Origin of the sequence: Enterococcus italicus (assembly GCF_023743875.1) — a bacterium.
In the GTDB taxonomy this organism is placed as follows: Bacteria; Bacillota; Bacilli; order Lactobacillales; family Enterococcaceae; genus Enterococcus_G; species Enterococcus_G italicus.
The window spans coordinates 1,990,848-2,017,683 of sequence record NZ_JAMRVB010000001.1 but is presented as its reverse complement, the minus strand read 5'-3'; the positions used below and the strand labels follow the sequence as shown (position 1 = coordinate 2,017,683).

The 26,836-nt window shown below is 39.9% G+C and carries 29 protein-coding genes and 2 pseudogenes; 7 read left to right on the top strand and 24 right to left on the bottom strand.

All coding sequences use genetic code 11. The features are described 5' to 3' along the window. Nucleotides 1–54 precede the first annotated feature (54 nt). Both NE257_RS09935 and NE257_RS09930 read left to right on the top strand, forming a co-directional pair. Nucleotides 55–1,302, top strand: coding sequence for an IS110 family RNA-guided transposase (locus NE257_RS09935; RefSeq protein WP_251886367.1), 1,248 nt, complete (start codon nt 55–57; stop codon nt 1,300–1,302). 137 nt (nt 1,303–1,439) lie between these two features. Further along, nucleotides 1,440–1,829 (top strand): annotated as a pseudogene (locus NE257_RS09930) (transposase); the annotation flags it as partial. Nucleotides 1,830–1,952: 123 nt separating this feature from the next. Here the strand turns inward: NE257_RS09930 and NE257_RS09925 are convergent. Further along, nucleotides 1,953–2,576 carry a lysophospholipid acyltransferase family protein gene (locus tag NE257_RS09925; protein ID WP_007207216.1) on the bottom strand — a complete coding sequence of 208 codons (624 nt, stop codon included), beginning with the start codon at nt 2,574–2,576 and terminating at the stop codon, nt 1,953–1,955. Nucleotides 2,577–2,703: 127 nt separating this feature from the next. Between NE257_RS09925 and NE257_RS09920 the strand changes: the two genes are divergently transcribed. Together NE257_RS09920 and NE257_RS09915 are read left to right on the top strand one after the other, a co-directional pair. Then, entirely contained in the window at nt 2,704–3,444 is a 741-nt protein-coding gene (locus NE257_RS09920) for a tRNA1(Val) (adenine(37)-N6)-methyltransferase (RefSeq protein ID WP_251886366.1), read from the top strand. After that, the gene (locus NE257_RS09915) at nt 3,434–3,706 is read left to right on the top strand and encodes a GIY-YIG nuclease family protein (RefSeq protein ID WP_007207218.1); all 273 of its coding nucleotides are present in this window, start codon (nt 3,434–3,436) and stop codon (nt 3,704–3,706) included. The genes NE257_RS09920 and NE257_RS09915 overlap by 11 nt, the downstream gene beginning before the upstream one ends. A gap of 13 nt (nt 3,707–3,719) precedes the next feature. On the opposite strand, the gene NE257_RS09910 is transcribed toward NE257_RS09915, so the two are convergent. The 16 genes from NE257_RS09910 to NE257_RS09835 form a co-directional block, all read right to left on the bottom strand. After that, nucleotides 3,720–4,385, bottom strand: a complete 666-nt coding sequence (locus NE257_RS09910; RefSeq protein ID WP_251854957.1) for an ABC transporter ATP-binding protein — start codon at nt 4,383–4,385, stop codon at nt 3,720–3,722. A 10-nt stretch (nt 4,386–4,395) separates the two neighbouring features. Then, nucleotides 4,396–5,460 (bottom strand): ABC transporter permease, encoded by a 1,065-nt coding sequence (locus NE257_RS09905; RefSeq protein WP_251886365.1) that lies wholly within the window; start codon nt 5,458–5,460, stop codon nt 4,396–4,398. 141 nt (nt 5,461–5,601) lie between these two features. Beyond that, nucleotides 5,602–6,291: a hypothetical protein gene (locus NE257_RS09900; RefSeq protein WP_251869656.1), complete on the bottom strand. Its 690-nt coding sequence runs from the start codon at nt 6,289–6,291 to the stop codon at nt 5,602–5,604. A 17-nt stretch (nt 6,292–6,308) separates the two neighbouring features. Continuing rightward, nucleotides 6,309–6,659, bottom strand: coding sequence for a fluoride efflux transporter FluC (locus tag NE257_RS09895; RefSeq protein WP_251886364.1), 351 nt, complete (start codon nt 6,657–6,659; stop codon nt 6,309–6,311). Continuing rightward, on the bottom strand, nt 6,656–7,030 hold the full coding sequence (crcB, locus tag NE257_RS09890) for a fluoride efflux transporter CrcB (protein ID WP_251852298.1): 375 nt from the start codon (nt 7,028–7,030) through the stop codon (nt 6,656–6,658). Before crcB ends, NE257_RS09895 begins: the two co-directional genes overlap by 4 nt. Nucleotides 7,031–7,087: 57 nt before the next feature. Further along, entirely contained in the window at nt 7,088–7,651 is a 564-nt protein-coding gene (gene efp / locus NE257_RS09885) for an elongation factor P (RefSeq protein WP_007207224.1), read from the bottom strand. Nucleotides 7,652–8,101: 450 nt separating this feature from the next. Then, entirely contained in the window at nt 8,102–8,926 is an 825-nt protein-coding gene (locus tag NE257_RS09880) for a MetQ/NlpA family ABC transporter substrate-binding protein (RefSeq protein ID WP_251886363.1), read from the bottom strand. An 8-nt stretch (nt 8,927–8,934) separates the two neighbouring features. Further along, on the bottom strand, nt 8,935–9,606 hold the full coding sequence (emtB, locus tag NE257_RS09875) for a metal ABC transporter permease EmtB (protein WP_251886362.1): 672 nt from the start codon (nt 9,604–9,606) through the stop codon (nt 8,935–8,937). Then, complete coding sequence (locus tag NE257_RS09870; protein ID WP_251886361.1) at nt 9,603–10,325, bottom strand: ATP-binding cassette domain-containing protein; 723 nt, start codon at nt 10,323–10,325, stop codon at nt 9,603–9,605. Before NE257_RS09870 ends, emtB begins: the two co-directional genes overlap by 4 nt. A gap of 9 nt (nt 10,326–10,334) precedes the next feature. Further along, nucleotides 10,335–11,351, bottom strand: coding sequence for a lipoate--protein ligase (locus NE257_RS09865; protein ID WP_251886360.1), 1,017 nt, complete (start codon nt 11,349–11,351; stop codon nt 10,335–10,337). A gap of 175 nt (nt 11,352–11,526) precedes the next feature. Continuing rightward, nucleotides 11,527–12,186: a SpaA isopeptide-forming pilin-related protein gene (locus NE257_RS09860; RefSeq protein ID WP_251886359.1), complete on the bottom strand. Its 660-nt coding sequence runs from the start codon at nt 12,184–12,186 to the stop codon at nt 11,527–11,529. Between the two features lie 116 nt (nt 12,187–12,302). Continuing rightward, nucleotides 12,303–13,616, bottom strand: coding sequence for a helix-turn-helix domain-containing protein (locus tag NE257_RS09855; protein WP_251886358.1), 1,314 nt, complete (start codon nt 13,614–13,616; stop codon nt 12,303–12,305). 203 nt (nt 13,617–13,819) lie between these two features. Beyond that, the gene (locus tag NE257_RS09850) at nt 13,820–14,668 is read right to left on the bottom strand and encodes a GH25 family lysozyme (RefSeq protein ID WP_251886357.1); all 849 of its coding nucleotides are present in this window, start codon (nt 14,666–14,668) and stop codon (nt 13,820–13,822) included. 64 nt (nt 14,669–14,732) lie between these two features. Further along, nucleotides 14,733–14,945 carry a DUF2922 domain-containing protein gene (locus NE257_RS09845; RefSeq protein ID WP_251852285.1) on the bottom strand — a complete coding sequence of 71 codons (213 nt, stop codon included), beginning with the start codon at nt 14,943–14,945 and terminating at the stop codon, nt 14,733–14,735. Between the two features lie 24 nt (nt 14,946–14,969). Then, a complete protein-coding gene (locus NE257_RS09840) occupies nt 14,970–15,179 on the bottom strand; it encodes a hypothetical protein (protein ID WP_040366015.1) in 210 nt (69 codons plus the stop codon). 77 nt (nt 15,180–15,256) lie between these two features. Further along, nucleotides 15,257–15,739: a sigma-70 RNA polymerase sigma factor region 4 domain-containing protein gene (locus NE257_RS09835; RefSeq protein WP_251886356.1), complete on the bottom strand. Its 483-nt coding sequence runs from the start codon at nt 15,737–15,739 to the stop codon at nt 15,257–15,259. A 190-nt stretch (nt 15,740–15,929) separates the two neighbouring features. Here NE257_RS09835 and NE257_RS09830 point away from each other — a divergent pair, with 190 nt between their 5' ends. Both NE257_RS09830 and NE257_RS09825 read left to right on the top strand, forming a co-directional pair. Next, on the top strand, nt 15,930–16,670 hold the full coding sequence (locus NE257_RS09830) for a hypothetical protein (RefSeq protein ID WP_251886355.1): 741 nt from the start codon (nt 15,930–15,932) through the stop codon (nt 16,668–16,670). Nucleotides 16,671–16,870: 200 nt separating this feature from the next. Then, the gene (locus NE257_RS09825; RefSeq protein WP_251886354.1) at nt 16,871–18,508 is read left to right on the top strand and encodes a LysM peptidoglycan-binding domain-containing protein; all 1,638 of its coding nucleotides are present in this window, start codon (nt 16,871–16,873) and stop codon (nt 18,506–18,508) included. A gap of 333 nt (nt 18,509–18,841) precedes the next feature. On the opposite strand, the gene NE257_RS09820 is transcribed toward NE257_RS09825, so the two are convergent. The 4 genes and pseudogenes from NE257_RS09820 to NE257_RS09805 all read right to left on the bottom strand — a co-directional run. Then, entirely contained in the window at nt 18,842–19,768 is a 927-nt protein-coding gene (locus NE257_RS09820; protein ID WP_251886353.1) for a metal ABC transporter substrate-binding protein, read from the bottom strand. Continuing rightward, nucleotides 19,765–20,601, bottom strand: coding sequence for a metal ABC transporter permease (locus tag NE257_RS09815; RefSeq protein ID WP_251886352.1), 837 nt, complete (start codon nt 20,599–20,601; stop codon nt 19,765–19,767). The genes NE257_RS09820 and NE257_RS09815 overlap by 4 nt, the downstream gene beginning before the upstream one ends. Continuing rightward, complete coding sequence (locus NE257_RS09810; RefSeq protein ID WP_251886351.1) at nt 20,598–21,323, bottom strand: metal ABC transporter ATP-binding protein; 726 nt, start codon at nt 21,321–21,323, stop codon at nt 20,598–20,600. The genes NE257_RS09815 and NE257_RS09810 overlap by 4 nt, the downstream gene beginning before the upstream one ends. 136 nt (nt 21,324–21,459) lie before the next feature. Continuing rightward, nucleotides 21,460–21,642 (bottom strand): annotated as a pseudogene (locus NE257_RS09805) (UDP-N-acetylglucosamine 2-epimerase); the annotation flags it as partial. Between the two features lie 263 nt (nt 21,643–21,905). Between NE257_RS09805 and NE257_RS09800 the strand changes: the two are divergent. Then, entirely contained in the window at nt 21,906–22,754 is an 849-nt protein-coding gene (locus NE257_RS09800) for a MurR/RpiR family transcriptional regulator (RefSeq protein ID WP_251886350.1), read from the top strand. 90 nt (nt 22,755–22,844) lie between these two features. On the opposite strand, the gene NE257_RS09795 is transcribed toward NE257_RS09800, so the two are convergent. Genes NE257_RS09795 through NE257_RS09785 form a run of 3 tightly spaced genes read right to left on the bottom strand, consistent with a single transcriptional unit; the run spans nt 22,845 to nt 26,772 of the window. Further along, a complete protein-coding gene (locus tag NE257_RS09795; RefSeq protein WP_251886349.1) occupies nt 22,845–24,794 on the bottom strand; it encodes a glucose PTS transporter subunit IIA in 1,950 nt (649 codons plus the stop codon). 17 nt (nt 24,795–24,811) lie between these two features. Continuing rightward, the gene (murQ, locus tag NE257_RS09790) at nt 24,812–25,711 is read right to left on the bottom strand and encodes an N-acetylmuramic acid 6-phosphate etherase (protein ID WP_251886348.1); all 900 of its coding nucleotides are present in this window, start codon (nt 25,709–25,711) and stop codon (nt 24,812–24,814) included. Then, nucleotides 25,708–26,772 carry a DUF871 domain-containing protein gene (locus NE257_RS09785; protein ID WP_276532321.1) on the bottom strand — a complete coding sequence of 355 codons (1,065 nt, stop codon included), beginning with the start codon at nt 26,770–26,772 and terminating at the stop codon, nt 25,708–25,710. Before NE257_RS09785 ends, murQ begins: the two co-directional genes overlap by 4 nt. Between the last annotated feature and the right edge of the window lie 64 nt (nt 26,773–26,836).

The following is a 26,836-nucleotide window of genomic DNA, read 5'->3' as shown; positions in this document are numbered from 1 at the left end:
AGCCCACAGTATCGAAGCATTTTCCAAAATTACTTGAAAGGAGGTCCTTCCAAAATGAAATTATTTGTAGGTATAGATGTTAGTTCTGAAACGTTGGATACTTGTTTCTTAAATGATGAACTTGATGTTCTTCATGAAGAAAGTTATCCAAATGATACTCTTGGTGCGTTTGACCTTAAAACACAGGCCATTAAGCTCCATAAGCGTTTTGATTTCCAGTCCATTGTCATTGGCATGGAATCAACTTCCATGTATAGCTTTCATCCAGCCATGTATTTCCAAATGGATGATGAGCTTAAGGAAATTGGTGTTCACACTACCATTGAAGATCCACACCGTATCAAGCAATACACAAAGATGTATGACATGGATAAGACAGATCCGATTGATGCCTTCATGATTGCCGATTACTTACGTATTCAGCGTTACATGAACTCTCCTGTCAGAGAAGAAAAGTATATGGCTTTACAACGCCTGACAAGAGCGAGGTATCAAATGGTGAAGCAACTAGTGGAAACCAAGCAACACTTCATTGAAAATCTTTCTTATAAGTGCAATACACTCAAGAAAGAGTTGCGTGACTCTGACGGTTCTACAACAATCTTTTCAGCTACGATCATGAGTCTACTTACAGACGACATGAGCTTAGATGATATGCTTCAAATGCCTTTAGAAAATTTTGCTCAGTTACTTCAAGAAAAAGGACGAAACTTTAAAGACCCTGAAGCTTTGGCAAAAACTATTACAAAAGCCATCCGCTCTTCTTATCGACTAGGTGCTGTTATGGATGAGTCAATAGACATCGTCCTTGGAATTCTCGTAAGAGAGATCCGCAGCCTAGAAAGTGCAATTAAAGACTATGAAAAGGCAATTATTGACCTTGTCGAATCAATCCCAGAGTATCAATATTTGACAAGTATTCCAGGTGTAGGCTTAGTTTACGCAGCTGGTATGCTTGCCGAAATTGGGCAAATTGAACGATTTGATGATCAAGCTAAATTAGCGAAATACGCTGGTTTAAACTGGAAACGAAGTCAATCTGGACGTAGAGAATCTGAACACACACCTCTAACCAAGAAAGGCAATAGATATTTCCGATATTACTTAGTTGAAGCCGCCAACTCTGTAAGAAGACATCTGCCTGAATATCGTGCGTTCTACCAAAAGAAATACGCTGAAACACCCAAACACCAACATATAATAGCCATCGTCTTAACTGCAAGAAAATTTGTGCGATTGGTGGATACGCTACTACGTAATCACCAACTTTATACGCCACCAAGGGGGTATGAAGATAAATAACAAAAAGTTATTTACGCATTCACTTGGATTCAGTCTGTGAAAACGCTTCATTTGGCTAGTCTTATTTAAGTGCGCTCAATTTACGATACATAGGGAAGAATTATTTCAACTTTTCTGTTGACTTATTACCACTATGCTTTAAGCAATTTCCCCTCTTCCAAGGGAAATACATGACGGAGTCGGAGGTGCTTGATTACCTACTCTCTATAGATAACCAACTACGACAAAGCTATGAAGTCTATCAAGAGTTATTAGCTGCTTTTGATGCAAAAGATTTTACTGAATTTTTCAATCTCATTGAATCATTGCCACATTCCTTGAATGATGGGCTTAAAAAGACAATTTGTTATCTGAAAAAGTACACAGAAGCCATCACAAACTCCTTAAAATATCCCTATTCAAACGGAAAATTGGAGGGAAAGAATAACCTCATCAAAGTAATCAAAAGAATTGCTTTTGGATTTCGGACTTTTCGTCATCTCCGGATGCGTGTCCTGATTCAACAGAACATCTGTGAAATCATTTAATAACGCAAAAAAGGAAATGCCAAAGCATTTCCTAACATACGATTTGAGCAAAACAACAGCAATTGACAAAGAGCCGAAAAAAACAGGTCGGGCATTTTCGCACCTTCCTGCTTTCTTTGTTACTTATTTTTCTTCAATTTTGTAAACAAAATCGGGATTTGCTGCTTGATCGATTGCTGTGAATGCGGTTTGGATTCGTCGCTCGACTTCAAGCATGCCGGCATCATTCATTTTGGGAATATCACTAATATCAATCGGCTCACCAAAGCGAACAATGACGCGTTTGCGCTTAAACAACTCTTTGAGCGTCAATGGTCCTTGGTAGACACATGGCACCACGCGGACTTTCGCCATCTTTGCAATCAAGGCCATGCCTCCTTTTAGATCCGTCGAGTGCCGGGTCCCACTTGGAAACATAATCAAGCTCAGATCCGTGTTCTTTAAAATTTTGACAGGTGTCTTGATTGCACTTGGCCCAGGATTTTCGCGATCCACAGGAAAGGCATTCGCATGACGCAAAATAAAAGACAATACTGGATTTTTAAAGAGCTCTTTTTTCGCCATAAACGCAAACTTCTTCGGTCGTGCCGCCACAGCTAAGTACAATGGGTCCCACCACGTACGGTGAGGCGCAACCAAAATATAATTTTCATCTTGCGGAAGTGCTTGGCGATTTTGATAGCGGGCGTTGCCGTTAATAACAAACAAAATCACGCGCACCAACCCGCGCATAAACGTAAAAAACATCGTGTCGTTCCTTTCTCTCTTTTAACAGTAGTATGCAAGAAAAGGGCTTGATTGACAAGTCTTTTTCTCAGTTGCTTCTTTGAAAAAACAAGGTATAATGTTGAACGTAGTCTTCGGAGGTGAAAAAATGGTTCAATTATATGCGAATGAACGTATTGATCAACTATATGCAGATGATATTAAAATTATTCAAAGCAAGGAAGTTTTTTCCTTTTCATTAGATGCGGTTTTGCTAGCCAATTTCCCGCGCATTCCTAAAAAAGGACGGATCGTCGACTTATGTGCGGGCAACGGCGCAGTCGGCTTATTTATTAGCCGAAAAACCAATGCCGAAATCATCCAAATCGAATTACAAGAACGCCTAGCTGATATGGCGCAACGTAGCATTCAACTTAACGACTTAGCCAATCAAATGAAGATTTATACAGCCGATTTAAAAGATAGCTTAGCCTTTGTTGCCCCGGACTCGGTCGACTTATTGGTCTGCAATCCGCCTTATTTTCCTCATCAGCCACAGAGCGTCAAAAATCCCAATCCTTACTTGGCGATTGCTCGACATGAAATCCATACAAACTTAGAAGAAATCGTTGCAATGAGTAGCAAATTACTCAAAACTAACGGCCGCTTGGCATTGGTCCATCGTCCAGATCGCTTTTTAACGATACTAGATGCGATGCGTCGCCAACGCCTTGTACCTAAGCGCGTCCAGTTCGTCTATCCCAAAAACGGCAAAGACGCAAACATCTTACTCATCGAAGCCATTAAAGATGGAAAAGAAGAAGGCTTTAAAGTCAATCCGCCGCTCTTTACCTATGATGAAGACCAGGCCTATACGCCAGAGATTCGGCAGATGCTTTATGGCAACTAAGCATTATTTCTATGTACTCCTATGTAAGGATGGATCGTACTATGGCGGCTATACGACAGATCCGGATCGCCGCTTAAAGGAACATAATGATGGCATTGGCGCGAAGTATACACGCCTCCAGTCCCGTCGCCCACTGACGATGATCCACACGGAATGCTTCGCCACTCGCAGTGAAGCCACCAAGGCCGAAGCTGCTTTCAAAAAACTAGCACGTAAGCAAAAAGAACGCTACCTACAAATAAATAAAAAGAGAAAAGAGTAAACGAGCGACTCGTTTACTCTTCTGTTAATTTCCCATCTTGCATACGTAACACGCGATCACATGCTTGAATTAAGCGCGTGTCGTGGGTCACCATTATTGTCGCTTTGTTTTCTTGTTTTGTTGCCTCTGCAAGTAGTTCCACTACTTCAAACGCACGATCAGAGTCCAAGCTAGCAGTCGGTTCATCCGCTAAAATTACAGTCGGCTGATGATACAATGCACGCGCAATCGCGATACGCTGCCGCTCCCCTCCAGACAATTCACTCGGGTATTTGTTTACAAGTCGCTCAACACCTAGTCGCTCCAATAACATCTCTCGTCGCTCGCTTTGTTTTTTCTTAGTAATGTCGTCTACTAATTGAAATTGTTGCTTGACCGTCAAGAATGGTACCAGATTCGACGACTGCAAAATAAAGCCGATTTCATCGAATCGCCGGCGTGCACGTTTCTTTTCTGATTCACTGCTAAAGGACGCACCATTAATCAATACTTCCCCTGTAGATGGCGTCTGCAAGCCACCAATTATTGTTAATAAGGTACTTTTCCCCGATCCAGAAGGGCCGATAATCGCCACAAACTCTCCAGCTTCAACGGCTACGTTCGTTTCTTTTAATGCATCAATGGTCTCATCGCCATCGATGAACTGCTTGGTAATTCCTCGTAATTCAATTGCACTCATCTGCTTCCTCCTAACCGATTGCCTGAATCGGATCAATCGTAACAATCGTCCGCACTGAAAAGGCCGATCCGATTACTGCTGTGACAATCATCAAGATAGCTGATCCTAGTAAAAAATACCAATTATTTTCATAAGGAACCGCCGCTGGTAAAATAAACGACCCACCGACACTAATCACCAAGCCTAAGATAGTACCGACTGTCGCCAAAAGAAACGTCTGGACCATAATGGACTTTGCGATGTATCCATTGGCAATTCCTTGCGCCTTCATAATGCCAAAAATCGTGCGTTTTTGCATCGTCAAGACATAAATAAAAATGCCAATCACGATTGCGGCAATCAGTATCAATGCACCAATCATAAAGCCAAACGTCAAGACTTGCGCACTATATCCTGGTAAATCATTAATAAAATCAGCCACGGACACATTGGTCAATTGGTCGTTATCATAGCTTGTCACCTTCCCGCGATAGACAATAGCATTTATTTTCGCCTCGCCCTCTGGAAAGCTCTGATCATAGCGAATCTTCTCAAAATTGGCCAAAGAAAGATACACTACTGGCGCCACATTAAACTGTGCATTTTTGGTAAAGCCGACGATTTTCACCGTCTGATCACTTCCTGAAAGACTTAACGTATCACCGAGCTTAAAACCATCTTGCTTTAAGGACTCATCGGCCACTACCTCTCCATCTGCAGAAAAAAGCTTTCCTTCTGTAATCTCAGGTCGTAAGAAACTCTCTTTGTCAATCGCAAAAAGACTGACACTCGCCTTCTCATCGCTATCAGCTTTTGAAGCAATAGCGGATAGTTGTGCAAGATAGGTCTTATCCGTTGCTTTGACATTGGCTAACTCTTCTTCAGAAAACGTTGATAGATTCAAGCTATTATCCGAATCTTTCGCCAGCAATAACCCATCTATCCCCCATGTATCGACGGCTGTGCGATTTTGTTGGGCGAGCCCATATGATAGTCCCGTTAAGAAAAATACCAAGAAAGCCACTAAAAAAATGACCCCCGCTACCAATCCATACCGTAATTTCGTATGACGAATCTCATTCCAAGCTAAAAACATGCTTTCACATCCTCACTTTTTTTCTTCCCATAGCATAGCATGCGGCTCCTTTCTTCGCTATTGATTAGCCTAACTGAGAATGATTCTCTAAAAAAAGAACCAGCGACTCCGCTGATTCTCATCTTACCTTATCAAAGCAACCTACTTATTTGCTGCCCATTCATTTTGGTTCACAGTAAAGTCTTTACTCATTTTGCCATCTTTTTGTTCGTATACGACTGACTTTTCCGACATCGGCAAGACAACTTTGGTCAAAAAATTATTCGTTTCCGAAAAAAAGCCCAATTGTTTAAAGCCCGCAGCACTCGCTTTCAAATGATATTGAACCCCTATCAACTTGGCTGTAGCATTCTCCTGAAACTCAGGTGTCGTGCGTAAATAATACTGCTGGGCACCCACTTTAAAATATACTGATCCATAAGCATACCCCAGATACTCGATCTCTCGTTCCACTGGTTTTGCTTCATAGATACCTAGTTTTTCGATGCCTGCTATGTTTTGGATATGCGTATAGGCAGTCATCGTCGCTCCATCGTAATATTTATAGCCAATAAATGCCCGTTCACGATCACGAATATTGGGTTGCACATCTGGCATGTATGTATAATACGCACCATAATAGCTATTTCCCACAAGATACACCACTCCACACATAAGTAGCATGCCACCAAAAATAGCTACCGAACGCCATTTATGCGATTTTACATACAATAAAAAAATACATAAAAATAACAAACAAACGACAGCCAATAATAATAGACTCATCACACCCGTGTGATAAAAGAATTCTGCGTGACGCCACTTTTCAGGTGTAAATACCTTTCCAATCAAACCTTTCCCCCCTTATGCTATACAAATGATCCGCAAATAATCCCCAAAAAGCTTGCCAATAAACCTAGCACATACGTACTAATAAAGTACCAACGAAACAGCCGTTTATTTTCTTTTAACAATAAAAATAGTTCAAAATTCATCGTCGAAAATGTGGTATAGCCGCCCATAAGACCTGTCCCAAAAAACAGATACATCGTATGGTTCATCTGCATCCCGACAAAAAATCCTAAAATAAATGCTCCAGTCAAATTGATAAGCAAGGTCGCCTTTGGAAAAGGGTGCGGACGTTTCTCAAAGAAGCGATTTATTGCATAACGACAAGCAGCACCTAAAGCCGAACCAATCCCAACAAGTAAGAGTGTCATTCGCTCACCCTCCTTCTTACAATCACTTCACCTAACCACACAAAAAAGAGCCCTCCAATAATCGATGCAGCCAGATAAAGAAATGCTAGTCCGTATGCTTGTTGCTGAACAAGCTGAACAGCATCCAAGGCAAAGGAAGAAAAGGTCGTTAACCCTCCACAAAAACCAGTCCCCACGCCTAGTATTAGGCGACCATTTACATCACGATCGACCATGATGTGCTTTACCAACCAACTAAATAAAAAACACCCCAGGTAATTAGCAACCAACGTCCCGATTGGAAAAAGATCAATCTTCGGTAATTCAATCGCTAGCCAATAACGCAAAATGCCACCAAAAAAAGCAAAAAAAGCGACAATAACATAATTCATATCGATTTCTCCTAAAAAAAGACTGAGAAAATCCGCTCTCAGCCTTTTTGATTTTAATTATTTGTTGGCACGTTTTACGTAAGTACCTTCTGTCGTATTGATTTCAAGCGCTTCGCCCGCTTCAACAAAGTCTGGTACGTTCACAACTAAACCAGTTTCCATTGTAGCTGGTTTACCTGAACCAGTAACAGTCGCACCTTTGATTGATGGTTGTGTTTCTTGTACAGTTAGCACAACCGTTGTTGGTAATTGAATACCAATCACTTCGTCACCGAAAAATTGGATTTTTACTTCCATATTTTCCAAAATATATTTCATTTCTTCTGCAACTGTATCGACTGGGATTTCATATTGATCGTATGTTTCTAAGTCCATAAAGTTTGCTGTGTCGTCCATTGTATACAAATATTGTACTGTTTTTGTATCAATGTGTGCTTTTTCAAACTTTTCTTCAGGTCTAAACGTTGTATCATATGTCGCTCCAGAACGTACATCGCGAAGTTTCATACGCATAACTGTATTCCCTTTACCTGGTTTGTGGTGACTTGCTTCCAATACTTTGATTAATTTACCATCTTGAACAAATGTCATACCAGCTCTTAAATCACTTGCTGTAATCATGTTTAAACGTCTCCTTTATATAAAAATAGTCCTTGTCCATTGTAACAAAAAGGAACAAATTAAGCTAGTATTCTCAGCTCTTTACTAAAAGAGGTTGTGGAAAAAGCGTTTTGCTCCGAGCAATAAGACAGAAATCTCGAAAATTGTTCCTCAAATTTTTGAGGATTTTTGTCTTATTGCAACGAGAGCTGCTTTTGACACACCGTTTAAAAGAGGTTGTGGAAAAAGCGTTTTGCTCCAAGCAATAAGACAGAAATTCCGAAAATTGTTCCTTAAATTTTTGAGGATTTTTGTCTTATTGCAACGAGAGCTGCTTTTGACACACCGTTTAAAAGAGGTTGTGGAAAAAGCGTTTTGCTCCAAGCAATAAGACAGAAATTCCGAAAATTGTTCCTTAAATTTTTGAGGATTTTTGTCTTATTGCAACGAGAGCTGCTTTTGACACACCGTTTAAAATGAAGGGATTAACGTATCGCTATGATCTTTTTCTAAAAACTCTTTTACTTCATCGCTTGTCATCGCTTTTTTCAATGCTTTAATTTTAGCAGAGTCTTGGTTGTCTTCACGAGCAACTACTTGAATAGAAAAGCGTGTATCGATTGTTTTTTCTAATAACAAAGCATCACTTGGTTTTAAACCGATTTTGGCGATGTATGTCGGATAGTTGTAGACCATCGATACATTTGGTTCACTATAAGCTTCCGCCAAATTCAGTAAATCGACAGATAAAAAGTCAAAGTTCTTAGGATTTTCCGTAATATCTTTGACTGTCCCATCTGTACCGACACCATCTTTTAAAGTAATCAAGCCATAATCAGCTAAGATTGCTAGCGCACGTCCTTCATTCGATGCATCACTTGGAATCGCTACTTTGGTTCCAGAAGGGATGTCATCGACTGATTGATAATCTTTTGAATAAAAGCCGACTTTTGCATCATAGATTGGTTGGATAGCGACCAAATTCGAGCCTTTTTCTGAGTTGTATTTTTCCATAAAGGGCTTGTGTTCGGCAAAACTCGCATCTGCTTCTTTGCTCGCTACCATATCATTGTATGCGACATTGTCATTAACTTGAATCAATTGAATGTCCCAGCCATCTTTTTTCGCCACTTCTGCCGCTACTTTTACGACATCGGTCATTGGTGTTGTTTGTGATGCTACTTTAATCACTTTGTCTTCACTATCAGAACTACTGGTTGAGCTTGACTTTGACCCACATGCTGCCAAACTAACTGCCATACCTAGTGTTACAAATCCCAAAACTATTTTTTTCATCGATTCTCCTACTTTCGTTTGTCTAATTTTCTTGCTAATAGATTGCCGATTAATTGAATCAAAAATACTGTGACAATCATCCAAATAATTGCGACATACATAATGCCGTACTCATAGCGTTGATAGCCATAACGAATGGCAAAGTCACCAATCCCGCCACCACCGACGATTCCCATCACCGTCGAATAGCTTACCATACTCACTGTCGTAGTCGTAAAAGCCAGTACAAGCCCACTTCGCGCTTCGACTAATAAAAAATGCCACACATATTGCCATCCTTTTACTCCCAGTGAATCAGCCAAAAGTCGAATATCACTCGGGACATCTAGCAATACTTGTTCGACCAAGCGAGCAAAGATGGCCACCGCGACAATACTTAGTGGCACGGCTGCTGGGATTGGGCCAAATGCGAATCCTATCAACCACCGAGTAAATGGAATTAACGTCGCAACGAATAATAAATATGGAAACGACCGAATCAACGTAATCACCAAATTGATCAGCCAATACATACCCGAATGACGCTTACTTAATTGCGGATTAACCAAATATAATCCAATCCCTAATGGCAAACCACCTAGTAAACAGATTGTCAAAGAAATCCCCATCATGACACCTGTTTCTTTTAATGATGTCACAAGCTCTGGCCAATAATATTGAATGGTCTCAACTGTGGTCATTCACTCATCCTCCGTTTCACAAGCGTCAAGTACGATTCTTCGGATTCTCGTAGATTGGTCGGTTGATTCGCAATTTCTCCTAACAGATGACCATCCTCCATCACCAAGACGCGTGTGCAGACTTTCTTGACTGTCTCTAGCTCATGACTGACAAAGACGACGGTCAAATCCCGTTCACGTTGCACGTTTTGCAATAATCGGAGCATTTCTTCGGTATTGGCTTCATCTAGTGAACTGGTCGCTTCATCACATAGTAAGACGCTTGGCTTACGGACGAGTGCTCTAGCGATAGCTACACGCTGCTTTTCTCCACCCGATAAGTCTTTTGGATAGCGTTTGGCTTTGCCAGAAAGTCCCACAAATTGTAACAATTCTTCTACAAGTGTCGGTTGTTTCTCACCGACTAACTTTAAAGGCAACGCGACATTTTGCTCGACGGTCAAATTATGCAATAGATTGTATTGTTGGAAGACCATCGCTACTTCTTGTTTGACTCGTCTCAAGTCCTTATTGTTAAACTGACTGCCCACTTTGCCCATAAAAGAAATCGTTCCATCAGAAGGCTGTTCCATAAAATGCAGCAAACGCAATAAGGTACTCTTGCCCGAGCCGCTTTTGCCAACGATTCCCAAAAACTCCCCTTTCGCTATATGAAACGAAAGATCCTCAAGGGCGACTGTCTGGCCGTACTGCTTCCCCACTTTAGCTACCTTGTACATAGCGCCCTCCTAATCAAATAATAAATCCAAACACGCTTGCTTGGTGAAATGAAGTATATACTCTTCCAATCGTTGAGTAGCTAAAAATGCTTGCACCGTCTCATAGACAAAAGGTAGACCAATCATCGCCTGCTCCAACTGCTCAATTGGCAATACGCCAAAGAAGTCACCTGAAAAATGAATGCTCGTAATTTTCCCTGCTTGCGTGGCCATTTTTACATCGACGATCCCGACATTCGGTATCCGCGTACGCATGTGGCGATCAAAATCTGGTGTCTCTCCATAAATCCATTGATCGTTTGCATACTTTTCATCAAACAAGACCTGAATGGCTTGGCGATCTTCCGCTGTCAATAGCAACTGTTTATCTGAAATATCAGTAAGTTTTGTCACTTGGTACAACTCACATAATAATTGCTCGCGAAATTCTTCAGTAGTGAGTTTTTGCCATTTTGCATCGAGATACGGTCGGACATTGGTGACATTTTTACGGACTGATTGCGTCGCTTTTGACGCTATCTTTTCTTTTGCCACCGTCAGTAATTGATCGAGCACCGACACATCCACATCATACATTAGCGTCCCATGCGAATAGGTACGACCATTTTTGGTATACATCGCATTGCCTGAAAATTTTCGACCTTCGATATACAGATCATTACGCCCACCTGACGTTGCCTGTGTCGCTCCCATGCGATGCAATGCTTCTAAAATCGGCTGCGTCACACCTTGATAGTCACCAAATGTCGTCGCATTTTTTTGCGTTACAAAACTAAAACTCATATTACCTAAATCATCATAGACTGCCCCACCACCAGATGTTCGGCGTGTCAGGACAATTCGATGCTCACGTAAATAGCGAAGATTAATTTCTTCATAGACATTTTGGTTGCGACCAATTATAACACATGGCTCTTGTATATATAACAGAAGAAGAGGTTCATCCACATTGGCATGATCCATTAAATATTCTTCTGTAGCTAAATTCATTCGAATATCTTTACTTTCCATTAGATGATATCGCATACAATTCCTCCTTTCAAAATAATTTCAGGAATGAAACGACAGCTACCTGTTTCTTTTTCCATATAAAACTGTAACATTTCAAGTAATAGGCTGCAACTGTTTTTTCATAAACACATAAAAAAACCAAAAGAAGATTTACTTTACAGAAATCTTCTTTTGGCTTACCTCATGTTACTTAGACATTTGCTGTATCGTGTGACTTTTTATACCAGATAATCGCACCAACCATCAACGCAGCACCGATAGCTAAGAAAGAATAGGTTCCTGTGCCACCAGTTGAAGGAAGGACACCTTTTTTCACGTTCAAGATTTTTGTTTCATTTTCTTTTGTAATTGCGTAGGTCCCATGACCGTCTTCATTCGTGACTACAGAAAAGGCTGTCTCAGGAGTGTCAGGAAGTACATATCTGTCTCCCGTTGCCGTTTCAATTAAAGTATAATTTCCTGTCTTCAATCCTGTCACTGATAATTTACCGTCTGCCTGTGATTCAATCGTTGTTTTAGCCCCATCAGTTGTATCTGACAATACACATTCATTTGAAGCATTTAATTTAAAGGATAATAAGTTATCTGATTCATCTTTCACTTCAAACTTCACTCCTGCCAATCCAGCTTTAGAGTTTGCATCTTGTTTAATAAAGTTGTAGCCACCAGTGAAGACTTCAGGTGTTGGTGTATCAGGCTCATTTCCTTTTTTCGTATCTGTATCTACCGAAACCTTATTCACCATACCTTGATCTATAGGTACTACTGAAGTAACCATCATATTGTATTTAATAACTAATTCCTTCAGCAATGAATCACTATTGTATTTCAAGCTATCTGAAAGAAACATGACAAAAAACCTGACGCACTTCAGATAGATAATGGTTGAAAGTAGCGCTAGAAATAGATCGTTCTAAAAATTGATACAAGTCAGTCTACTCCTTTGACAGATAGTAATGGTATTACTTATTTTTTTCTTAACCATGTCAGAAAAGATAAGTAATCAACGGAAGACACAAAATCACTAATCAAAAATTGCTTTTCTTTTGGAATGTCATCCAATAAATCAGTCGTTGCGATATAGGCATTAACTGGTAATTTGCATTTATTTTCATCGTTAAATATTTTGAGAGTACTGTCTTCATTGAAATACCCAAGTAACGGAATCATTTGTTGATAAATGTAGTTTGTCCTACGGATACCAACGGAAGAATAGACGAATAAATGAACTGTCTTTTTCCTTTGAAATCCCAATAAGTCATCATCTGCTACAAAGTAAAAAACCATCTCATAACGTTTCATTAAGTCGACTCTCACAAATTTTGACGCGCGATAAATAAAATTATTAATACTGTCTGTCCTTTCTGGATAAGCAATTCGGTATTTTAGGTCAAAAAACTTCATTCTTAGTGGTAAAGTATTAACATTATAAGGGAAAAACTTAATTTGAAACCCGACACAAGTCGCTAATTTAATAATTGCCTCTCTGGTCGTATTAGACAACTGTTCTTCTGGAAAACATGCTTCTAAAACAATTCCGATTCTTTCTTTTACTTGCTCACTAACTTGACTCATTACCCTGGTGAATTGCTCAAACAACTCTGAAAGAGGTCGATAGCGATGTCCGTTCTCATCTAATTTTTGATCATAGCAATGATATAAACAATTAGTCAGGCAAACTGTTTGAAAAAAATATACTTCAAATGGGTCATTAGCATATGTATATGATGAAAAATCATAGTTCATAATTTCCTTTATCTCACGTTCCTTACCAAATGAATACAGTAATTCTTCTAGTTCATGTCTTGACCAAAAATAAGATAGCCCTATGTAAGAAAATAAAAAGCTAAACTGAAACTCGTCTTCTGCCTTTATTCGATAGCCATTTCTTACAATAATCGTCACATGAAACCTTTCTAAATCCTCTTTTAAATTAGCAATCAAGCGTGCAAAAGAGGCATCGCTTGTGTTGAGTTTTTTCTTATAAAAATACGCTGCATTACCCGGATATAAAAATAACAAACGTAGTGCTTCTATTTTTTTTGATCTTGAAATAATCTCTTCAGCTACTTTTGTGAGTGAATATGAATTATACCTATCTCCTGATTCATAGTATTCATTGTATAATTCAGTAATCTCTGCTAAATATTGGGATAGTGTGGAGTTTGAAATATTTAGTTTTTTTGTGACTACCTCTCTTGGAAATTCATCCCCGTATACATGCAAGCGCTCTGCCACTTGTAACTTTTTTCTCAAATAGCCTTCTAAAAAAAGCAACATCCTTCTGTCACCTCTATTTTAATGGTTTTTAAGATTTTTTCAGTAATATTTTCTTTTGTATATAAAATGATAACACAACGTTATCTGGACAACAATAATACTTTATATAAATAATGAAAACCAACATTAAATAACAAAATGTATAAAAAAGATTCAAAGCTAGTTCGTGAAATCTAGCTTTGAATCGTGTTTAAATCTCTTTGTTATGTGAGTAATTTCCCAAACCCTTTAAAGTCTCCTAGTGCAAGATAGCCTTTTGTGCCATCCGCTCGTGGTTGCTCGCCCCATACGTAGCCATCTGCAAAATGAATATTTTGAATCACTACTTTGGACTTCTTAGGTAAGAGCGCGATGGTATTACTAGCCACACTTGGTTTTGCTCGTAAATATATAGGATAGTCTAATTGAAATGTACGCACGGTTAATGCCCCCTTTTGCTCTGATTGTATAGGTATCGAACTTCCAAATAATCGTTCAAATGGTACACCGTTTAGACGATTGAGATCGAGTGGACCGTCATAGCCTTTCAGACGACCGTTGGATGTGTATTGATGCAACTGATAATATTTCGTGGCGGTCGGAAGTGTTCCTTCGAATGTACCGGTATTTCTTCCATACGTTGGTATCCAGATTGCATCGAAAGGATCTGTATCTAGTTGAAATTGTTGGTACAGGTGATTGGCAATATAGGCTCCTACTTTTTGGACCCCACATGCTTTAAGTGTCTGTCGATAGACTTCGCAACCTTGGCGCATATTAGCCATTGATTGTTCTTCGACATCTAGCCACCAAAAGACCGGCTGATAGGCATGTGCTCTTTGGTAAAAAGTACGTGCTTCTTCTTTCATTTCTTGAATGGAATGGCCGCGCACCCAAGCATAGACAGCACACGGAATACCCAATGCTTGAAATTGTGCTAAATGCTTTTTGTAGGCGAAATCCTCATAGTTTTTCCCGTATTGGACTCGGACAATGACCCCTTTGACTTGCTTGGCTAGTAGCGGATAGTCAATTTTGACAGGCTCTTGCCACTCTGAGATATCGATAATCATGCTTTTCCTCCTAAAAAGACTGACCACACAGTCTTCGAGTATGCTGTGTGGTCAGCCAAGTGTCTTAGAACAATGGTGTTTCGATTGTTTCGACGTATTTCGCTGAGTTGACTTGCTGATAAAGCGCAATGCCATTTCGCTCAAACAAGTTTAATGCGATTAAGTCTTCGGCTGCTTTGCGTACTTCTTCTTTCGTTAAATCTTCGGCGGCTGTTTGTGGCACCCATGAGTGTTTGCCACCTTCACTATTTAAAAAGACAATCGTTAATTTTTTCATGTTGGTTTTCTCCTTTATGGTTTATTAGTCTTGAAGCATTTGGTATTCGATTGTTTGGTATGTGCCAGCTACTTCGGCAGCGCCTTTGGTCAATGATGCCACGATACCGCTTAATGCTAACACCGCTTCATCCGGTTGATCTGCTTTGACATTACTAAATGTTTGTTTGATCGTGCTTTGTGTCTCTAAATCGGTCAATTCTACTCGAATCGTTCCTTTGTTGTGTACTTTCATGTTTTTTCCTCTTTTCATTATTTGATTGGTAAGCCGCGCGCCTTACACCTATATAAACGAAATTTTTTTTGCAAATGTCAAAAGGATTGGAAAAAAAGTTTAAATTTTTCTCGTAGAATTTGACGATAGTACGATTTCATCTGTCTGGAAAGCGGGCGTCCGCCTAATAGAGCAGTCAGCCTTTCTTGATCCTTCTCATCCAATTGTGTATAGAATTCTTGAAACGCCAATTGAATTTCTAGTTCATTCAGCGCTTCGAGCTTTGCTGGTACTTCTAGCCCTTCTTTTGCAAGATCCACTAGATTTTCGCGTTCTTTTTGTTTCCGCTGAAAATCAATGAGCGACCAATAAAGCTTCTTATAGAGATACGAAAGTGGAAAAGCCTCTTCAAATGATTGAATATCCGTATAATCGACCGCTAATAATACGAGTTGCCAGCGTGCTTCTTGCAAATAATCTTCAAAGTTGGGATGGTGACTGTGTACGCCACACCGATACGTGACTTTACGAATCAGCCCTTCATATTTTTCTACTATTACTGGTGCAATTGTCTCCTTCATCTTTTGACTCCTGTATTCGTATTCCTCGAGGTAAGACCAGTATAGAAAAATAGGAGTTTTCTTTTAGGCGTCAATTTTTATTTATTTGGATAAATTTTATGATTACGCTTTCATTTTGGCGTAAATTATGCTAAAAATGGAAATAGAATATTAAATATGTATTGTGATTTTATCAAAGGAGTGTGTGTCATTGAACCCAGCTTACCCATCATCCGAACTAACGATAGAATGCTTGATTGCGTTTGCTCACTCGTTTATCAATCATTCTGACCTTTCTTCCAGCGAACCAATACGTTCTTTACCCTTTCGGAACAATCCTTTCCTATTATCTGAAGAAATACTTGCATTGTACCCAGTTGAAATAACCTCGCAAATGTATACAATCGTGGTCTATTTTGACAAGTGGCAACTCATGTGTCGCTCACCCCTTGACGTTGTTAACGACTGGTTGCGCCAGTTTCAATTTGATTATTCGCGCTTTTGCTTATTATTTGAGGGCTTTGAAAGAATGCAAAAATATTACACCCCAGCTTCTGATTCGAATTACAGCTTAATGCCGATTGGTACCGCTAAAGACAAAAGAACAACATGGATCAATGCCCATCAAATACAAAAAATCCAAGAGTCTAAATACATCACGCGGGTACAGCTACTCAATGGTCTAAGTCTACCCACAATCAAGAAAGAACATTCCTTAAAAAAGAATATTCGTAGCGCCGTCATTACTGCCCATTTTTTAAAAGAGGCAGACTCCTTGTGGTATGGTTTTAAAAACCAACATAAATACTTGCAACCTGAAAAGCTGAATCTCTCCTGTAAATCACTTGCGAGTATCCTCGTCAATCAAGAAGACTTTCTCTTTTCATCAGAAGAAATTACGACATTGCAACAAAAAATTGTAGAACAACGACAGCAACTCTTACTAAAATGAAAGTTAATTTGCTTTTTCTTCATCTATTATTCAAAATAAAGAAACAAACAGCAAATTTAGAATAAATAACCAAAATTACATTTCAAATAGATTACAATCATAAGTCAAATGGAAAAAAAATGTTCACACTTTCTTTAATCAGTTTATAATAAGCTCAGGCTTAAGTTTATCTTAAGAAAAAAAGGGAGTGAACAATGTAAATGAATAAAAAAATTATTGCAACAGTAGCCGCGACGACTTTAGGAGGCGTTTCACTTCTTATTGAAGATCAAGTCGTAAAAGCTGACGATACAACATCAAGTAATCAGACTGCGACAACCAATACAGTGACGCACACTGTCAAAGTGGGGGATACCCTAAATAAAATCGCAGCTACTTACCAAACGACAGTCGCGAACCTTGTAAAAACAAATGGCATTTCAAATCCGAATTTAATTATTGTCGGCCAGACATTGACAGTGAGAGGCACTAGTTCTACGACAGCTACCTCTACTTCAGATTCAACTTCTACGACAGATACCACGACAACAGGTACATATACAGTAAAATCCGGTGATACAGTAGCAAAAATTGCGGCAGCATATGGTGTTTCCGTAAGTGATATTAAAAGCTGGAATAGCTTAAGTAACGTCAACTTAATTCTTGTCGGCCAAACTTTATCAGTCAAAGGTGCTACAAGTACTGCTACGACGCAACAAACAACGAAAACAACTCAAACAGCAGCAAACTCTACCACGACCGCTACTGCAACTGGTACGTACACAGTAAAATCTGGTGATACGCTATCTAAAATTGCGGCAGCATATGGTGTATCCGTAAGTGATATTAAAAGCTGGAATAGCTTAAGTAACGTCAACTTAATTCTTGTCGGCCAAACTTTATCAGTCAAAGGTGCTACAAGTACTGCTACGACGCAACAAACAACGAAAACAACTCAAACAGCAGCAAACTCTACCACGACTGCTACTGCAACTGGTACGTACACAGTAAAATCTGGTGATACACTATCTAAGATTGCGAGTCAGTTAGGGACAACTGTTGCGAACATTCAATCGTTAAATAACTTGAGCAATGTGAATGTCCTTTATGTGAATCAAACATTAAAAGTATCTGGCACTGCGTCAACTGCTACCACATCAACAAGCACCACAACGACAAGTACGGCTACTTCGACAACAACGAAAACAAGCACAACCGCTGCAACATCGACTGCCGCTGCAAAAATAACGACCTCAACAAATGGTCAAACCGTCTATACAGTTCAGTCAGGTGACACGATTGCCAAAATTGCAAACTCGTTTGGCGTATCTGTTTCACAATTGACACAATGGAATAGCTTAGCAAATAGCAATGTCATCTATGTCAATCAAAAATTAGTTGTTGCAAGTACTTCAGCTGCTACGACAACAAGCACAGCAAAAACGATCACTGCCACTGCAAGTAGTACGAATACAACCGCTTCGAACACAACAGCAAAAAGTTCAAGTTCGACAGCAACGACTTCAGCAGATAGCACGTTAAATGCACTAAATGCTTTACGCGCCTCAAAAGGCCTAAATCCAGTAAGTTGGGACGCAAGCTTAGCTGCTGCCGCAACGCAACGTGCCCAACAAATTCTAGCAAGCAATTATACGATTCCAAATGACCACTGGAGTACAGCCGGTGAAGTCTTAGCCTTTTACTATAGCACTGGAACAGATGTCATTAATGCTTGGTACACTGAGCGCAATATGATTAGTGCTACTGGTACTGGTCACCGTGATTGGGAATTGGATCCATCTACGACCAAAGTTGGTTTTGGTTATGCTGGCCAAGTCATCGTCGGTCGCTCAAATTAACTCATTCTGTCATTCCGTCCGATAGGCTCGCCTATCGGATTTTTTTGTATACAATAGGTTATGACAAGCGCGGTTAGCTCCGAGCAATAAGCTCAGAAATTCCGAAAATTACTCCTCAAATTTTTGAGAATTTTTGACTTATTGACGAGAGAGCTGCGTTTGGCATACCGTTTATCGAGGTTATAACAAACGCGCTTAGCTCTAAGCAAAAAAACCAGAAAATCCAGAAGGTTGAGAAACGCCTTCTGGATTTTCTGGTTTTTTTATAACTCTTCCTGTCTCACGGTTTTCTTCGGATAGAGCTACACAAAACTATTAGGCTCTTTTTCACCATTATTGCATCAAACCTTCTGCAATCTTTCTAAGATTCCATTCCATCATCGCATAATAGCTGTCGCCTTCTTCTCCTTTTTTCGCAATCGAATCCGTAAATAATTCAGCATAGATTGGTAATTCGGTATCTCTAGCTACCGTCTGCATTGGACGTGCATTGACACTGCTTTCGACAAATAATACAGGTACCTCACTTTGGCGTAGGGTTCGAATTAAGTCAATCAGTTGACCAGGTGTGCCTTCTTCTTCCGTATTGATTTGCCAGATTGAGGCAGAAGGAACGCCATATGCTTTTGAAAAATAGTTGAAGCTCCCTTCGCTTGTGACGATGAGTTTTTTTGACTCGGGAATGCTTGCAAACATCGACTTCGCCTGTTCATCTAATTCTTGTAACTTAGCGACATAGGTACCTAGCCTTTGTTGGTAGTAGCCCGCATTGCCTGCATCCTTATTCTGTAACTGTCTGGCAATGACTTGTGCGTAATTGATGCCATTCTCTAAATTTAACCAAGCATGCGGGTCTTCTTTTCCTTCTATCTTTTCGCCAGATAAGTAAATCACTTCAATGCCGTCACTGGCCGCAAAATAATCTCGATTTTTCACTTTATTGGCATTCGTCATTAATTTGGTGAACCATCCGTTGCCACCAGTCTCTAAGTTGATCCCGTTGTAAAAAATGACATCTGCTTTGGCCACTTTCTGCACGTCATCTGCGAGCGGCTCGTATTCATGCGGATCCTTGCCGACAGGAACTATGCTATGTAGCGCAATTTTGTCTCCACCTATCGTTGCAGTGATATCGGCCAAGATTGAATTCGTGGCGACTACTTGTAGCTTATCAGCTGACTCTTCACTTTGCTTTTGCGTACAGCCACTAATGACTAGCAAGAAAAAGACACCTATGATTCGCAGCCAATTTTTTCTCATCCTTGGACACTCCTTTTCCGCTGACGTTGCTTAGGTGAAATAAAAAAACTAATGACAAAAAAGGCAGCAGCTGTTAACACAATACTCGATCCGGCTGCGACATTAAAGCTATAGCCGATAAATAGCCCAATGACAGAAGAACAAGCTCCGATTGTCGCCGATAGCATTAGCATGATTTTCAAGCTAGTCGCATACAAATATGCCGTGGCAGCAGGCGTGATTAGCATTGCCACAATCAATATCGTACCGACACTTTGCATCGCTGTCACGGATACTAACGTGAGTAGAACCATCAGTAAATAATGGAAAAACGACACATTGATCCCCATCGCCTGCGCCATAACTGGATCAAAAGAGGTAAGCAATAATTCTTTAAAAAAGAGCACCACGAACGCCAACACAACAGCCGAGACAGCGATTGTCACCCACTTGTCGCTATCTTGAACTGCCAAAATATTACCAAATAAAATGTGGAACAAATCAGTCGAACTATTCGCCACCCCAATCAAGATGACACCGAGTGCTAAAAAAGAACTAAACGTGATACCAATCGCCGTGTCACCTTTGATGATACTATTCCCCTTAATATAGGTAATCATGATGGATGCGATGACCCCAAAGACTATCGCACCGACAAAAAAATTGATTCCAAATATATATGAAAGGGCCACTCCTGGTAAGACTGCATGCGAAATGGCATCTCCCATTAACGACATACCTCGCAAAATAATAAAACAACCGACCACACCTGAGACGACCCCGATGACAATCGCTGTAATGAGCGCATTTTGCAAGAAGTGAAATTCTAGTAAGCCTTGAAAAAAATTAGTCATACGTCCTCTCCTCCGATCATTACCATTTCGCCATATGCCCGTCTGAGATTAGCGGTCGTAAATGTCTCTGCCGTTGGACCGAATGCGACGATTTTTTTATTCATCAGTAAGACATGGTCAAAATAATCAGGTACTTTACTTAAATCATGATGGACAATCAAAATAATTTTCCCCTGCTGCTTTAGCTCATGGAGTAAATCTATAATAATTTTCTCACTGACTGAGTCAATGCCAACAAATGGTTCATCTAAAAAAATGTACTCTGCATGCTGTACGAGACAGCGCGCAATGAGCACGCGCTGAAACTGTCCACCTGACAATTCACTGATTTGCCGTTTAGCAAACTCTGCCAACCCGACCTTTGCCAATGCTTCATCGACTTGCTGCCAATGCTGTTTTTTGACTTTACGAAATAGACCGACTTTATTATATGTACCTAATGAGACACACTCTCTCACAGTAATCGGGAAGGTCGCATCGATTTGGCTTTTTTGTTCCACGTATGCCACATGCTTCCGCCCTTTTTTCGCTTCTTCTCCAGCAATCGTGACTGTCCCCTTGGAAGGTAATAGAGCTAAGGTAGCCTTCAATAGTGTGGACTTGCCCGCACCATTCGGACCAATAATTCCCATAATCATCGGCTCAGCGATTGTTAATGATACGTTTTCAATAGCTGTAGATTGCGCATCATATGCGACGGATAGATTAGTTACTTGAATCAATTTCTTCACTCCTAACTGATAAATATTCTCAATTGAGTATTTTTAGGATAACCTAAAAATACTTTCAGGTCAATAAAAAAAAGAGAAACTCATTCCTACTTTGAGTTTCTCTCTTTATTTGATTGGATAGTTACTCATCTAAGTCCTCGTAAGGTACAATCTGAAACAAAGACAATACTTGATCCAGCATCTCGTGATGCTGCGCTGTGACTACTACTTGCGCCTCAAAGCGCTCATCTTCTTCCAATACTTTGATAATTGGTGCCATTTTAATTGCCTCAGGACGTGTGCCAAATATTAACATTACTTTCTTCTTCATCGTTATAGTCCCTTTCTGCTAGTACTTCTCACTGAGTAATTACTTATCCAAAGTTAGTGTAACACAAATTTTTGACAATCTCCTATAACTAACGTTTTCGTTCGTTTCTCTTTATAAAAAGTTACATGATTGATTCATCTGTCACTTATTGACTTATACTTGTCATTATAGTGCTTTAGGCTGATTTGTGTTATAACTATAAGAACAAGAAAACGTTTATATGACAACAGAACTTATGAAAATGATAGATAAGGAGAATAGCCATGAGTGTCCTTTTACGTATGAATAGCTTCAAGCATTCTTTTTCTCCGGCTGAGTTAAAGATCTTTCAATACGTCGAAAAAAATCCAGAACAAGCCTCTCACATGACTGCAAAGCAATTGGCACAAGCAGCTAACGTCAGCGCCCCGTCCGTTGTTCGTTTTACAAAAAAAATTGGCTACACAAGTCTGACGGATTTTAAAATCCAACTCTCTTCTGAATTACAATCGAGTAAGGAGGTTCCAAGTAGCTATGCAGATGTCCAGCCTAATGAATCCTTCCAATCAATTAAAGAAAAAATTACCACCAATGCTCAAATCAGCTTAAATGAGACGGCCTCGATTTTAAATGAAGATACCTTCGAGAAGGCAATTGCACTATTAAAGCAAGCTCCTGCTATTTTGACATTTGGAGTAGGGGCTTCGGCTCTGACAGCTCAAGATATTGTGCACAAATGGTCTCGTATCGGTCAATTTGTCTTTCATGAACGAGACATTCATTTGTTTTTACCGCAAGTGATTAACGCACCAGCTCATAGCTTACTCTGGCTAATTTCAAATTCAGGAAAAACGCCCGAATTGCTTTATCTAGCTGAGATTGCTCAAAAAAGACAGCTACCTATTCTCACCTTGACCCAACTGGGAAATAATCCCTTGCATGAGCTAGCCACTGTCGGCCTACAAACAGCCCGTCCCATGGAAGCCGAAAATAGAAGCGCTGCTACCAATTCTATTTTGTCCCAGTTTTTGACAGTGGATACTTTATTTTATTTATATATCAGTCAAAATCAGCAATACACCAAGCAAATCAGCGAAAGCAAACAGACAATGGAAGACTACAAAAAACATTAAAAAGGGGGTATGACGAACTGGCGTCATACTCCCTTTTAATGAATACGTTGTAGTTCACAAGCCGATTTATCCGCTTGTGAACTACAGTTATTACAAACTAATTTTCAATAATTCTTCGTTTGGCGATACTTCTTTTGAATGAACTGAACTGATTGTTTTTATTGATTCCATATTGGTTACAATCACTAACATTTCATTTGCTTTATTTGCTTCTTTAAGAGCTGTCAAATTAACAGTAGCGACCAATGTCTCAGGCGTCACCTTGTCGCCTTCCTTCACTCGAATCGTAAATGGTTCACCATTAAGTTTTACAGTATCGACACCCATATGAAGCATTACCTCTACGCCTTTATCGGATAGAAATCCAATCGCATGTTTCGTTGGGAAGATCGACGCAACTGTACCAAATACAGGGGCATAAATGTCACCTGATGTCGCTACGATAAAGTAGCCGTCGCCCATCATTTTTTGTGAGAATACTGGATCAATCGACTCAGTTAAATCCTTTGCTTGACCGGATGTAACAGCATATAACGATTCTTCAGCATTCGTCTTTAGTGGTGTCGCAGGTACAGGGCTTTCAGATGCAGCTGCATTTGTATTTTGAATCGCAGCTAGTCGATCTTTAGGAATACCAAAGAAATAGGTAAAGATAAATCCTCCTAGATAAGCAGCAAGTAGCCCTAGGACATAGCCCCACCATTTGTGATTAGCAATTAGAAAAATTAACGGTACGCCAGAAGGTCCGATTGCAATCGCTCCAACACCACCAATTAACCCAATAACCGCACCGCCAATTCCGCCACCGATACAAGCAGTGATAAATGGTTTTCCTAAAGGCAGCGTTACCCCGTATATTAACGGCTCACCAATACCCAATATCCCAACCGGTAAAGCTCCTTTAATCATATCGCTTAATTCTTTGTCCTTGCGCAAGCGAACCCATAAAGCAATTGCAGCACCGACTTGTCCGCCACCAGCCATCGCTAGGATAGGTAATAATAGCGTACTTCCTGTTTCCGTAATCATTTGTACATGAATTGGCGTTAGTATTTGGTGCAATCCAAGCATGACCATTGGCAAGAATAGTGCTCCTAAAACAAAGCCAGAAAATGCCCCACCGACATTTAATACCCAGTTAATACCACCGACCATATTATCAGAAATAAATCCTGCTAATGGCATAATAAAGTAGATTTCCGCTAATCCAATAAGCAATATACTGATCGTCGGTGTCACAATAATATCAATCGAATCCGGCACCACGTGATGAAGTCGTTTTTCAAGCTGAGCCAAAAACCATACAGCGAAGATAACACCTAAAATTCCACCTTGGTTAGCTGACAATGCTTCGCCCGTAAACAAATTCTTGATTGGCTGATCTGGATTCATACCTGTCAGTAGTATGACAGCTCCAATAATTCCGCCAACTGTTGGCGTAGCTCCAAATACTTGAGCAGCATTTACACCTGTATAGATTGCTAAATATGAAAACATCCCATTTTTGATAATACTTAAAACCATTATTAACTGATTCCAAGTATCACCATCTAAGTAACCAGCCGTCACCATATTGGTCATTACTGCCACAACGCCAGCAATTAACCCTGACCCAACAAAGGCTGGAATCATTGGAACAAAGATATTCGAAATATCCTTTAAGAATCGTTTCATTGGTGTTGATTTTTGTTTTGCTTTTTGGGCGGCTTTATTTTGTGCAGCTAAAGCTTCGACTTTTTCTTTACCATGCTGCTCATGAACAGGTATCGTATCTCCTAAATTCACACCAGCCATCGACACCATCTCTTGTGCAACTTTGTTGACCTTTCCTGGTCCGACAATCACTTGCAATTGCTCATCATCCACGACACCTAAAACCCCAGGAATCGCTTTTAGCTTCTCTTTGTTTACTTTGGTATCATCACGTACCGACATGCGGACACGTGTCATACAGTGGACCACACTTTCTACATTATCCATGCCACCTGCACCATCAAAAATCTCTGCCGCAATCTTTTTTATATCTGTCTTTTCAGTCATTTTATTTCCTCCTAACTTTAGTTGGTTTTTCGTATAAAGCCATCTGCTGTCTGCAGTTTTTCAAGTGCTTTTTTTCTACTGGAACCAGTCAAAATCATAACAATGGCTACTTTTACATTATGATCAGCTCTTTCGTAGAATTCTTCGGCTATCTCGTATGATGCTTCAGTGGCTGACATAATGATGCGCTTCGCTCTCTCTACAAGTTTTTGGTTCGTTGGTTGAACATCTACCATCAAATTCCCATATACCTTACCAATACCAATCATACTAATCGTTGAAATCATATTCAAAATCAATTTTTGAGCGGTTCCTGCTTTTAGTCTTGTCGACCCTGTCAAAAACTCTGGACCACAATCAACTTCAATCGCCAACTGCGCTTCTTTTGAAATCAATGCTTCCTTATTACAAGATAAAGAACAAGTTACTGCCCCCACGTCTTGCGCATACCGCAACCCACCAATCACATATGGCGTACGGCCACTAGCCGCAATGCCAATTACAACATCATTTTTGGTCAATTTAATTTGTCGTAACTCTTCCTCTGCTAAATCCAATGAATCTTCTGCACCTTCCACAGCTGTCAACATCGCTTTTTGCCCGCCAGCGATAAGTCCTACAACCATGGTTGGTTCGACACCAAAAGTCGGCACACATTCCGCTGCATCAAGTACCCCTAGTCGTCCACTAGTTCCTGCACCTATATAAATCAACCGACCACCTTTACGAAATGCTTCAATCACTTTCTCGATTACTTTTTCAATTGATGGTAACTCTTCTCCTACTGCTTTAGCTACTTGCGCATCTTCTTCATTCATTAGTCGACACGCTTCACGAATAGATAATTCATCTAAATGCAAAGTCTGAGGATTTTGACGTTCAGTCGTCAAATTTTCAATAGATACTTTTTGACTCATTGTTTCACTTCCTCTTCTATAAGTTCAAATTCTATATTAGCACCAATAAAAGGTAGTAATGATAAATCTTTTTGCACAATATTTCCTATAACATTGACACGAGAATCCATTGGTAAATCAACCTTGCATAATTGTAGTTCTCCCATGTATCTGCCATAAAAATAATTATCAATTGTAATACTACCTAGTTTTCTTTCAAGAGATTGCAATGGGAGCACACGATTCGTCACACGGCCCCGAGCTTCTCTACTACGAACCACATCCCGGGCTACATCTGGTCGATTATGATGAACGTTTAAAACAATATCTCGATATATTTCCTTGATATTTTCACAAAATACAAGAAGTCGCTTGTTTTTCACCCAAGCTTGAAATTGACTTTGGCTTCTCTTAGATAAGGACGGGTCTCCTATATAGACAAAATCTACTCCAAGTTGTTGCAAATCTAATGCAGCTGCTAATGGTAATCGATGACGATGTTCCTCTAATGTCGGTAAACCTACTTTCAAAGGGCCTCTTTTCTCATCATCACCGGAAATAAATGCTTGAACTTTTAAGCCGTTATCTTTAAGCCATTGGTTTTTTCGTGCAAACCATTCACGCTCTAGTCCGGTTTCGGGTCGTGGATAATAGTTATGCCATGCTGAAAGATTAGAAAAATTTGCGGCAAACTCATGTAGCTGCTTGATTTCTTCTTCAGTAATTGTACTCGCATTCAACCCTATTTGAAGTTGGTGGGAAAATTCAGCGACCATTTCCATAGAGAAGCCGTCGTCCATCCGCAAGCCAGTAATTCCCATTGCCAACAATTCCATGATTGGATTCTTATTAAAACCAGCTTTTGCTAAGACTCCTGATGAAACGTCTACCATCAAAGTGAAGTGATATTTACGAGCAAGTACGCCTAGATCAGCCAATCTTTGCCGATATTTTGAAGCATCCTCTTCTGGAATATGTAAAGATGTAAAAATACCGGAAAATCCTACTTCTCTCATACTACTTAAGTACGAATCACAAAATTGGTCTACATCATCATTTAGATAAAAAGAAAAACCATACAATGAATTCTCGACTCCTTTCTCTATTTGGTATACATTAAATCTTATACCTATACTATAGCACCAC